Origin of the sequence: Baekduia sp. (assembly GCF_035318805.1) — a bacterium.
Classification (GTDB): Bacteria; Actinomycetota; Thermoleophilia; order Solirubrobacterales; family Solirubrobacteraceae; genus Baekduia.
Genome location: NZ_DATHDY010000109.1, coordinates 1 through 11,413, shown reverse-complemented (window position 1 = coordinate 11,413; position 11,413 = coordinate 1). Strand labels below are relative to the sequence as shown.

At 67.9% G+C, this 11,413-nt stretch carries 9 protein-coding genes; 5 read left to right on the top strand and 4 right to left on the bottom strand.

The annotated features are described in order from the left end of the window. Positions 1-468: 468 nt before the first annotated feature. On the bottom strand, positions 469-753 hold the full coding sequence (locus VK501_RS22380; RefSeq protein WP_324341390.1) for a hypothetical protein: 285 nt from the start codon (positions 751-753) through the stop codon (positions 469-471). 111 nt (positions 754-864) lie between these two features. Continuing rightward, positions 865-1,020, bottom strand: a complete 156-nt coding sequence (locus VK501_RS22375) for a hypothetical protein (protein WP_324341388.1) — start codon at positions 1,018-1,020, stop codon at positions 865-867. A gap of 59 nt (positions 1,021-1,079) precedes the next feature. Here VK501_RS22375 and VK501_RS22370 point away from each other — a divergent pair, with 59 nt between their 5' ends. The 5 genes from VK501_RS22370 to VK501_RS22350 are packed head-to-tail and all read left to right on the top strand — an operon-like array spanning position 1,080 to position 8,952. Next, positions 1,080-2,192 (top strand): hypothetical protein, encoded by a 1,113-nt coding sequence (locus VK501_RS22370; RefSeq protein ID WP_324341386.1) that lies wholly within the window; start codon positions 1,080-1,082, stop codon positions 2,190-2,192. Between the two features lie 11 nt (positions 2,193-2,203). Next, on the top strand, positions 2,204-5,242 hold the full coding sequence (locus VK501_RS22365) for a DUF4062 domain-containing protein (protein WP_324341384.1): 3,039 nt from the start codon (positions 2,204-2,206) through the stop codon (positions 5,240-5,242). Between the two features lie 9 nt (positions 5,243-5,251). Then, on the top strand, positions 5,252-6,124 hold the full coding sequence (locus tag VK501_RS22360; protein ID WP_324341382.1) for a hypothetical protein: 873 nt from the start codon (positions 5,252-5,254) through the stop codon (positions 6,122-6,124). Between the two features lie 48 nt (positions 6,125-6,172). Beyond that, positions 6,173-7,129: a DUF4238 domain-containing protein gene (locus VK501_RS22355; RefSeq protein ID WP_324341381.1), complete on the top strand. Its 957-nt coding sequence runs from the start codon at positions 6,173-6,175 to the stop codon at positions 7,127-7,129. Beyond that, complete coding sequence (locus tag VK501_RS22350) at positions 7,126-8,952, top strand: hypothetical protein (RefSeq protein ID WP_324341379.1); 1,827 nt, start codon at positions 7,126-7,128, stop codon at positions 8,950-8,952. Before VK501_RS22355 ends, VK501_RS22350 begins: the two co-directional genes overlap by 4 nt. Before the next feature lie 115 nt (positions 8,953-9,067). Here the strand turns inward: VK501_RS22350 and VK501_RS22345 are convergent, their stop codons facing one another. Next, positions 9,068-9,892, bottom strand: a complete 825-nt coding sequence (locus VK501_RS22345) for a site-specific integrase (RefSeq protein WP_324341377.1) — start codon at positions 9,890-9,892, stop codon at positions 9,068-9,070. 216 nt (positions 9,893-10,108) lie between these two features. Then, positions 10,109-11,413 (bottom strand): IS1380 family transposase (locus VK501_RS22340; RefSeq protein WP_324341375.1); only part of this gene is annotated, 1,305 nt, incomplete at its 5' end.

Sequence of the window (11,413 nt, the reverse complement as noted above, 5' to 3'; positions counted from 1 at the left end):
GCCGGCCGCTGCTGCGCAACAGCCCCACCGCCTCGCGCTTGAACGCCTCGGAATACGGCGGGATCTTCGGCATCAACAGACATCCTTCCCGACCGAGTCAACTCAGTCAGACGATGTCCACGAAAGCGGGGGAATTCCAGTTTCGGACCTGTGTGGTCGCTGGTTGGGGCCTACAGCCGAAACGCAAAAGGCCCGCAACAGCGGGCCTTTTCCTTCGATCGGGGAGACAGGATTTGAACCTGCGACCGCCCGGCCCCCAGCCAGATAGAGGGGGTATCGCTGAGGCGTATCCCCTTTGTTTATAAGGGTTCGTGGTCTGCGAGTGGCTGTGAGTTGCGCTCAATTTGGACCGCAGATTGGACCGCAAGCGTTAGGCCACACGTAGCGCTGCGATCCGCAATATCTCCGGCTAGAGGGCACTCAACGACCTAAGTGCCTGAACTGAGCGGGCAAGCCAAACCAGGGCGACTACTCGTAACGCGGCCCGAGTCGGTTCCTCCAGCCCGGCAGAGCGATGAGGTAACGCAGGGTCTCGTTGGCTTGGTCGACGATCCATTCCTCGTTCTGGTGGATTTGGCCGGCCATGGTGAGGATGGATGCACTGGTTTTGCCAATCGCTTCGAAGGCCACGGCGTTGCCGTGGAGGTCGTCTTCGGTGTCGAGATCGGCGACCGCTATGCCCAGCTCGAAAGCCCTCGCAGTGAGATCGATCGCCACAGCGTCCTTCTCGGTCCGGGCGCGTTTGTTCTCCATCTGGGCAGCAGGCTGCAGGTGGTGGTAGCCATCCTCAGGTAGTCCGAGAACCGCGAGTTGCTCAAGGGCGTTCGGATGGGTCGGACGCAATTCGGCCAGCGCACCGCCAGCCTACGTCGCCGCCGCACGGGACGCCAGGGCTAGCGCGCGATGCATCTCACGGAACGCGGGATTGCCGCCGGCCGAGTGTCTCAGCGAGTGCTCGAGGTCCCCACCGAGCTGCTCGGCGACCGCGTTCCGAAACGAGCGGTTGACGACAGACGGCATGTGCCCCATCTTGTCAAACCGGTGTCGGCGCATCCGATCACGGCACTAGTCTGGCGGCGATGGTCCGAGGTCTGGGACACGCGCGTTTTGCCTTGGAACAGGCGTCTGCCGCCACCGCGCTGGCCGACGCGGTCCCGGACCCTTTCGCGAAGCGTCTGATCGCGCGCGGCGTCTTCGTCGCCCTTCACTCGTTCGTCGACCTTTCGCGACGGGCACGCAACGAGGTGGCGAAGACCACCGCGAACCGCCAAGAGCTCGAAGCGATCAAGCAGGCGCTCAACGCCTTGGCTGAACGCGACTGGGGTCCCTACCAGCCGTTGCGGGACCGCATCGCGGCGCATCGCCAACCCGTGGGCGGCGAGGACGGCGCCGCCGGCTGGGCTGAGGCGAACGCGCTTTTCGCTCAGATCGACCGTCCCCTCGTCCACATCCTCGTCGACGACGCTTGCGAGATCTTCGATCGTCTGGCCAGGTTTAGCAGTATGGGCGTCTTCTCGCCTCCGACGATACCTCCGGCCGTCGAGTCGGCCCTAGCGACAGCCTTTACCGAGCCGAGGCAGGCGGCCGCGGCGATCGCAACCGGTTCGTTCGGCGAGACGCAAACCAACACGCTCGCGGTAATCCAGGGCGGTGCGATCGGTGAGCGCCTAAGACAGGTCGGGGACGCTCTGGACGGTTGGGAGACCTGGTGCGCGGTCAGCGTCGCTGTCGGAGCGGAGCGGAGGCTGTGGCGTGCCGCGATGGCGGGCGCGCTCATCGAGGTCGCCAACGTCGTCGAGCTGATCTACGAGCTTCCGCCGGGGAGAGCGGCAGACCATCGATACCCGCCGCTGCTCGAGCTACTGCCGAGCTCCCACTTCGAAGCCACCGAGCTCCAGGCGGAGTACAGCCGTCTCGACCCAGCCGAGATCGTCTGGGTACGCGGCCTTCGCAACACGGTGGCGGCCCACATCGACGGAGCGACGCCGATCGCCGAGATCTTGCGGCGACTCGATGAACTTGATCCCCAACGCCTGAGCGACTTGTTCCTCGAGACGGCTAACGCGCTGTCGCGGATCGATCACCGGCACTCGATCACCGTGTTCAGCCCGTTTGTCAGGTTACGCGGCGCAGCGCTGTCCGACGTGCGACGGCTGGACCCGCCGACCCATCCCCGCGGCTACGCGGACTGACCCGCAACCCCATGGCCGCACCAATTCAGCGCTTGACGATTTTCTTGGCGTCGCCAGGTGGACTCGAAGCCGAGCGTGCCGCGGTCCGCGAGGTCTGTCGCGACTTCGACGCGGCGCTTGCCCGCTCGGGTTGGCAACTCACCGTCTTGGGGTGGGAAGACCTGGGACCGGCATCCGGACGAGCACAGTCGAACATCAATCCGGACGTCGACGCTTGCGATGTGCTGATCGCGCTTCTCGGCGACCGGTTGGGGACGCCGACCGGTGGGCACGAGTCGGGTTTCGCCGAGGAATGGCGACGAGCGCACGAACGTTCGCGGAGAACGGGATCGCCGGACCTGTGGCTGTTCCGTCGGCCACTCGCAAGCGAAGAGCCGGAGGAGGATCCGGAGATCAAACGCGTCCGCCAGTTCGTGAGGACGATCGAGGACGACGAGGTCGCGTTCTACAAGCAGTTCAAGACGGCGGACGAACTGAGCACGTTGGTTCGAGGGCGCCTGCTTCGCGAGTTGTTCGATCGCCTGATGCCAGAGCGGAATGAGCGCGCCGGCATTGCGATCGATTGGGCTCGCTTCTACGAGCTCGACCCGGTTGCGCTCACGGACCGCGGTGCCGAGCGGTTCGGTCTCGCGGAAGCGGTGAGTGACGACCGCCCCTTGGAGGCGGCGTCGACCTTCGAGGAGTTGGCCGCGGAGCTCGACGCGCTAGGCATCGACGATCGGGCCGACGATCTCCGGGTCCGCGCCGCGACGGCCTACGCGCGGGCAGACGCGGTGCCGTTGGCCGTCGACCTGGTTCGTCGAACACTGGCCCGCCACGTGTGGCGCATGCGCTGGCAGCACGTCGAGCAGGTCGTCGATGAGGTCCGCGCCGAGCTTCCGCCTGAGCTGACGGCCGAGCTCAACGGCTGGCGCGCGTGTCGGTGGGCAGCCACAGACCCGGATTGGGTGATCGAGCGGATGACGGCGGCTATGGGGCTCGACCGCCCGACGCCGCTCAACGCCACGACGGAGGCGCATTGGCGCGCGGTGCTCTGGCGCTGCCTCCTACATCGGGGACGAGCGACTGAGGTGCCAGTCGTGGAGATCGCGACCGAGGCAGGAGACGCGTACGACATCACGCTCGAACTGACCATGTTGCAGGCTGACGCGGCCCGAGCGACAGGCGATGTTGATCGAGCCGACCGCGCGTGGCGCGATCTGCGTCTGCAAGCTGAGCGCACCAGCGTCGAGGACGTCGCGACCGCGGCTTGGATCCAGACCCGCGCGGCGGCAGATCTGGCCGCTCAGGACCGCGGGCACGACGCCGAACGCGCGTTCCTCGATGCGGCGAGCCTCTGGAACCGAGTTTCGGACGGCCGGGGCCAGGCGGCGTGGTGCTTCCGTTCGGCACAGTCGGCGGCGGCACTCGACGACGGCTGGAGCCCGCGGGGCTGGGCGTGGCGCCAGGTGGCCAGCACGCGAGGGCAAGGAGGCGGCCTCTTCGCCGCCCGCGCCGACGCCCTCGAGCGACAAGCCCTCCACCTCCGCCTCGAAAACAAGCCGGAAGAGGCGACCGCGGCCTTAACGACCGCGATGTGGCTGCATCAAAGATCAGGCTTCTTCGCTGGTGAACGACGAATGATGCGCATGCTCGCCGATGCCTACCTGGCCGCTGGCGACCACGTCGAGGCGGTCGTCTGGAGCTGTCGCGCGGCCGACGAGCGCGGCGCTGCGGCGGCAGCGGGCGCGGCGGACGATCCCCGCGCCGTGCTCGACCAGGTGGTGAGGAACTACATCCCGTCGTCGTTCGAGGCCCGGTACGCCGTGGTGGCCCGTGTCGGAGGCTCGGCGCCGGCGGTCCGGGCGCGGGAACTCGTCGACGAGATCCTCGAGGCAACCGACGCCGCCGCACGGCGATCGCGCGACGAACGCGTCGCGGCCACCCAGGCCCTCGCCGAGCTCGCACCCGTCTTGCGAGAGATGCCGGAGGTCGGGCAGCGGCTCGTCGCGCTGAGCAAGAGCGAGGACTTCGTCATCGCCGACGCTGGCCGGCTCGGGCTGCGGCAGCTCGTCGACATCGGCCGTGACGACCTGCGCTCGCCGCTGCTCGAGCTGTTCGGCGCGGGCGACGACGTCCGCGAGCCCGACGAACGCTGGGTCGCCACTCACATCGACCGCCCAGACGACCGAGCGACGGTGCGGCGCGCCGCCCTGGAGGGACATCGCCGCGCGCTCTTGGCGCTCATCCTCGACAACCGCCTCGACGGGGACGACGAGCTGCTCGCCATCTGCGCAGAGCGGGCCGACGCGACGCTCGGTCGGGACCTCGGCATGACGCCTGACGGGACATCCGTCGAGGGACTCATGGCCCTCGACGAGACGGGGCTGGTCGCGGCCTGCGTCCCAGACGAGCAGGTCCGGCGTGCCGTCGCGGACAAGTTATTGCTGTACGCGAGTGAGACCCGCTGGCCGATGCGGAACCGCGTCAACGCGGTCGCCGGGTTGAGCGCGCTGCTCGAGGTGATCGGAGTCGAGGAAGATCTGGAGGCGCTGCGAGTGCTCGCCGACCCAGAGGCGGACCTAGACGACGAGGCTGAGGAGCACACAAGCCGGTGGTGGGCCGAACGAGGTGACCTGGAAGCGATCGCGGTCGAGGCAGCCGCGGTGCTCGGCGGTCGACTCGGCGTTCCGGCATGGCTCAGCGGGCGCATCGCGACGGCGATGGTCGACCCCCGTGGACCCGTACGCAGGGCAGCGTGGTTCGCCTGCGGGCACCTTGCCGGTTGCTTCGACTCCGGCGCCGCACGGCTCGCGTTGACCGACGCTGAAGCCGGGGTCCGTGTCGCGGTGCTCGACGCCTGGCGACGCAGCGCGAGCTGCGGGTTGGACGGTGACTTCCTTGCACGCATCAGCGCCGATCCGTCCGTCAGCGTCCGGTTGGCGTTGATCCGATTGTTGGCCCGATACCCCGACGGCCAGGCGATCTCGCGGCTGCACGCCGATCCCGACGCGTACGTCCGCGGCGTCGCGCGTAGCGACCTGATCCGCGACGACGCGCACCTGCCATAGGGTCCGGCGATGCACGAACTACTCATCGCCAACGGTAGCTATGGGCTCCTGCGGGTGATGCCGATCGCTGTCCGCGGCGAGGGTAGGCTCGTGCCGCGTCTCGTCTTCGAGCTCGACGTCCGCACTCCGCGTGAGCGGATGGAGGTCCACCTGCAGCTGCTGGAGGCGCGGTTCGTGCTGGGCTCGGAGGTCGCCGGTGTAGGCATGGCGGACGGGCATGTCGTCGGTCCGCACGGACGGCGCATCCTGGTCGAGATCCCTGTCGCCCCGGTCGTTCTCGACGTGGCGCAGCAGCTCATGCCCGACGACGAGCTCCTGCTTCAGCTCCGGCTGAGCGGACTTGCGTTCATCAAGGACGATAACTCGGAGCACCCGCAGTACATGGGTGAGCCGGCTGTAGGCGAGTGGAGCGCGCAGAGTTTCGGCACGCATCAGCACATGACACTCGACTTCCGCGTCTCACGGAGCGACTGGTTCCGCCGTGTGCGCGAGCCGCTCGGGCTGATGCGGTACCTGCACGTCGAGATCGGGATCCCACGTGGGACCGGTCACCCGCTGGCAAAGGTCGGAGAGCTCCTGGCTAACGCGGACCGAGCGTTAGCCCAGGGCGACGAACCCGGTGTCTTCCTCCACTGCCGCGGTGCGGTAGACGCCCTGCCGGGGTCACCCAAGAACATTTTTGACGGACTCGTCGACGAGCGCGAGGCGAAGGCTCTAGACGATCTGCTGCGCACGGCCGGCGCATATCTGCACCGCGGGCGCCACGTCGATCGCGAAGGCGACCGGCAGGGGGAGTTTCCGATCACGGGGGCCGACGCCCGTTTCGCGCTGAACCTGACGAAGGTAGTCGTGTCGCATGTAGCGGACGTCCTCGATCGGTGACGCTCACCAGGAGAGCTGTCCGCACGGCGCGCGAGACTCCACGACACCGTGCCGCGCGACTACCACCGCAACCACGTCGCGTCGGCCTCCTACCTCGCGGGTTTCGCGAACTGCACCGGTGAACTGTGCGCCGTCGAGACCACAGAAGGCACGTCCCGGCTCGGGCGCCCGCGCACGATGGGCTACCGACCGGCGTTCTGGGGCAAGGATCGCGAGGTTCGCGAACGGGCAGAACGCTGGCTCAGCACGATCGAGAACGACATCCCATCCGCAGTCTCCCGGCTGATCGCCGACGGCGTGCCAGAGCCGGGAAGCGAGCATCGGTTGGCGTTGATGTTGTTGATGGCCATCCATGGCGTGCGCAGTCCCGCGACGCGCGCGAACGTTCTCGCGGTTCAGCAGCATGCGATTGCCGAACACGCCGACAAGTACCGATCCGGCATCACCGAAGCTCAATACGGGAAGCTGCTCGCGCGCTGGACGTCCGACTCGTTCGTCGCGCAGCTGATGCTCGGCCATGTCTCGAAGCTCGCGAGCTTCCTTGGCTCGATGCATTGGACGCTGGTTGAGTTCGATGCCTCGTTGCTCGCAACCTCGGACCAGCCGATGGTTCTGGTGCCGATGTCCGATGCGACCGCGCTGGCCGACACGCTCGAGGGCCGGTTCGCCGTCGGGCCGCGACACGCACTAATCCTCGCCTGGGCGGACATCCCGGACGGCGAGCAAACCGTCGCCGGCGATGACGCGCTCGCCGCCCACCTCAACCGCGCCGTCATCGCGCAGGCCGACACACAGTGGTTCCATCACCCAGAGCGGCGTCCGGTGCGGAGCATCGCGACGGACCTAAAGGACCTCACGCTCGTACCGGTAGCCGAGCGGATCCACGACGGATACGACGAGGACGAGGCGCGCATGTCGCAGCGGCGGCGGCAGGCTGTCGCCAACGTCGAGGAGCTGATCGAGCGGCAGGAGCCCGGGCTTATCAAGTCCGTAAGCGTCTCATGAGGCAACGTCGCCGCCGCACCAGACCGCTGCACCGACGCGCCCGACTGTCGCGGGGCGGGTTCACGGTAGCTCGGGCGGCGCGGCAGTGGTATCTGGTCCAGGATCAGCCGCTGCACGTCAGCGACATGCGCAAAGAGCTGGAACAACGCGGCTATCGCAATTTCAGTCCCTTCGACGACCGTCCGTTCGAGACGCTCGACCGCGAGGATCTGATCCGGCCGATCGGCTATGCGCTGCACGGCTTTCACAACCACGATATTCAGCGATCGCTGCGCACTGGCGCGCTCTTGCTGCGCGACGAGGTCGGATATCGACCCTGGATCGAGCTGCGCCAGCTCGCCGAGCGTCGGTACGACGCGCAGTTGTACGTCCTATACCACCGGTGGCAGCTGATCCACATGTGCGACGTCTTGCAAATGCTGCAGTTGCGTTCGCCGCTGTCGCACCTGAGCGAGGGGCTGGACGCCTACCTCGAGCGTCGCGCTGCCGTGGCTGCCGTACCAACTGTGGTGCCACGAGATCGGCTGGCCGAGGAGGCTTCCGCGGCACGTCGACTGGAGCTCCTGCTGCTTCGCGTCCAGAACGTCTTCCTGCCCGGCGTCCGGGGCGGACGCTACCGAGGCGGCCCCGTGATCGGTCTTACCGAAGAGGCCGCCGACTGGGCGCGCGATCGCCGGCGCCGCTTTGACGCATCCGCCGAGGCGCGCGCGGTACGCACGGACGCTTCCGAGCTCGCGGCCACCGTCGAGCAGCTCACCATCCGAGGGAACCAACTCGACCCCAACCGGGACGTCTTCGTCCTGCTGGACGGCATGCGACGCAGGTACGTCGAGCGCCTGCGCGGCGACGCGCGTCGGGCATGGGACTTCTATGACGCGGCGCGAGTACTGACGCGGTGGCACTACGAACTCACCGGCAAGCGCTTGCCCGACGTTGACGAGGTGTTCGATCTCGGCGGCGGGCAGTGGAAGGAACAGCGCTACGGGACCCGGCGACCCGCAAACGATCGTTCGGCGTTGCCGGCCCTGTTGGACGACTTCGGCCTCTACCCGTACCGCGTCGAGCTACTCGGCGAGGGAGAGTCAGAACTGGTCGCGCTTGAGGAGATCCTCGACTACGGCTACGGCCTCCGCTTCGAACGCCTGGGGATCCTGACGACGGACCTCGGCGGCTCGGACGTCCCGGCCGCGGCCCGGCGGATGCTCTCGTCGCTGCGTCGCTATGCCAACTACTTCTTACTCGTGCTCGATAACGAAGGCACCGCGCGCGAAATGGTCGACGAGCTGCTTCGCGCAGATGTGATCGAGGGCATTCCTGACAAGCGACGGCAGAAAGCGGTACGCGACGCTTTGGCGGAGATGAGAGAGCAGACGTTCGCGACCGACGAGCAACGTATGGCAGCGTTGCGTAAGGCGCGCAGCCGCGGCACCGAGCTCGATCAGGCGCCGGGAGAGGCACCGGAGCACGTCCTCTGGAAGGACAACCTGGAGGCGGACAACTTCACGGCCGACGAGCTGCTCGTCGTGCTAGAAGGCTGCGCGGCAGAGGCGGGCGTGCAGGACTGGCACCTGTCGCTCGAAGCGCTGCAGCAGTTGCTTTCAGACCCTCAGGAGAACCGCGCTATCGCCTCAGTACTCGTCGGCGCAGCGGCGGATCACGGTCTCGTCATCAGCAAGCCGGATCTGGCCCGTGCCCTCGCGCGGTTCGCCGTCGATCACCCGGAGCTCGGCGACCGCGAGCGTCCGATCCTGGAGCTGGCGCGGCACCTCGTCATGCTCACGATGGCTGATCGTCAGGTGCGCGGACATCTCCGTGAGCGGTAAAGCACCGCGTGACATGAGGCACAAGGACGTCGGCAACGGCCCTTGAGGCGACGGCCCTACGGTTGACCTGGCTGTAAGGGAAGGCTCCTGACTGACCGATTTGCCGTAGACGTCACTACTCGGCGTCCTCTCTATCCCGCGGCAGCAACGGCGACCTCCCGAACGCCTCGTTGACCATCTCGACCTCCCGCTCAGACGGCGCGTAGTGCGCATAGATCTGCGTGGTCTTCGCGTCGGCGTGGCCGAGCAGCTCCTGAATGAACCGCAGCGGCTGTCCTGACGCCGCCAGCCGCGTCGCGAAGGTGTGCCGCAGGTCGTGGAAGCGAATCACTCGCACCTCAGCGTCGCGGCACGCCTCCTTGAACCGCCGCGAGAGCTTCGAGCGATCGACCGGCCGGCCGGTCTGCGGATGGGCGAAGACCAGGTCATCGGGCGCCCGGTACGGCGTGCGCTCCGACCACGCCTTCAGCGCCGCTACGACAAGGTCTGCCATCGGCACCGATCGCCGCGTCGACAGGTCGGACTTCCCCTCCCCCGAGTGCTCGCCGCGCACGAAGGCGTTGCGGACGCGGATGCGCTGCGCCTCCCAGTCGACATCGCGCCAGCGCAACCCCAACAACTCGCTCTGGCGCAACCCGGTCGCGGCGGCGACCAGCACGATCACCCGGATGACCGGGCCGAGCACGTCGGGCGGGACCGGCGGCGAGGAACCTCGCCGGCCGCGACGCGTCGGCGCCGGCTCGCGCGTGACGACCTCGTCCGGGATCGCGCCGAGCACCTTGTCGAGCTCTTCGAGCGTCAGGAACTGCAGATCCGGATCGACGTCACCGCTGCGCCGACGCTTGGGCCGCGCGGCTCGGCGCACCGGGTTCTCCACGGCCCACCCCTTGTCGATGGCGTGCTCGAAGACCGAATGCAGGAACGTGATGAGGTTGCGCACCGACTTAGCCTCGATCCACCGTTTGATCGCGCGTGGGCGGGGTGGGCGGCGTGATCGGCCGGTTGGCCGTCTTGTCGCGGGTGTGTGAGTAGGTCGGAGTCGTGGGCGTGTGCGCGGGGGCCGGTTCAGACCGTCTCGGTGGGGCGGTTGAGGCCGTCGTGGGCAGGGCGAAGCCGGCCCTGGTGCGTTTGTTGGTCGTCGCGGAGGCCGGCTCGGTCAGGCGGGCGGCGGCAGCGCCCGTAGGCGGGCCAGCGCGGCGAGGAAGTCGGCCGCCCAGGGCCAGCGGGCGGGCATTCGCAGCGTCGTTTGGCGCGCGGTGCGGGTCAGGCGCCCGGGGATCGTGAGCAGGCGTCGGCGCAGCGTCCGGGCGGTGCGGATGGTCTGGCCGGGCAGCGCGAGCAGGTGCGTCCAGCGCAGCAGGTTGTGCGCGAGCGCGGCGATCACCGTCCAGGCGGCGTTGGCCATGAACCTGCCCGACGGGAAGTGCGCGAGCGCTTGGTCTTTGAGGTCGCGGATGGCCAGCTCGACGACGGCGTGCTGGCGGTGCTCTGACTCGACGAGCTCCAGCGACTCGGTGCGGTTGGTCAAAAACGCGAAGTGGCAGTCGGGCCACAGCTCGGCCTGAGCGCCGATCAGACGCGTGCGCCGCACGACCAGACGCTGACCGGCGCCGAGGATCGTCTCGGCGATCTGCGCCTCGCCGTCCTCGGGGTAGTCGGCCAGCGGCTGCCAGGCGGCCTCGTCGATCGCGGCGATCGCGGCCTTGATGTGCTTTTGCTGGCGCACGCCGATCGAGTAGGTCCAGCCCGCCCGCTGCAGCCGAGCCATGATCTTCTTGTTCCAAAACCCCGAGTCGGCCCTGAGCAGTTTCGGGCCCTCGGCACCGGCGCGATCGACCCTGGCGATCAGCTCCTGCACGAAGCGCAGCGCGCCCCGAGCGGTGTTGGCCGAGCCCTTGCGCGCCCGGATGTGCAGCACCTCGCCGGTGCCGGCGCGGGTCGCGAGGATCGGGTGATAGCCACGGCGACCGGTGTAGCCAAACCCGGCGCCCTGCTTGTCATAGCCATAAACCTCACCAACAAACGAATCAACATCAACAACCAGCCGGTCGCCGCCGGGTCCCGCGCCGGCCGACCACGCCCGCGCAAGGCTCTCGGCCAGAACGCGATCGAGTTGTCGCACATGCCCGAACGTGAACGCGCGCAGAAACGTGCCCAGCGTCGACGGCGCCGCGACACGGTGACCGAGTACCGCCGCGGTCTGGCCCGAACGCAGCACGTCGCAGTCCTCGATGCAGTCCGCTCCCAGCGCCATCGCGCAGACCATCGTCATCACCTTGCGCCCCGGATTAGCGGCTCCGAGACGATCGCCCAGGCACACGGTCTCATCAACGAGCTGCTCCACACCGAGCCGCTGAGCCAACAACGCCGGCAACATCACCCCGGCATTGGCAACCACCCGCTCGTCATCAAACACCACGACCGCCTGCTCGTTCACCATGTGGGTGACCTCCTGAGCGGG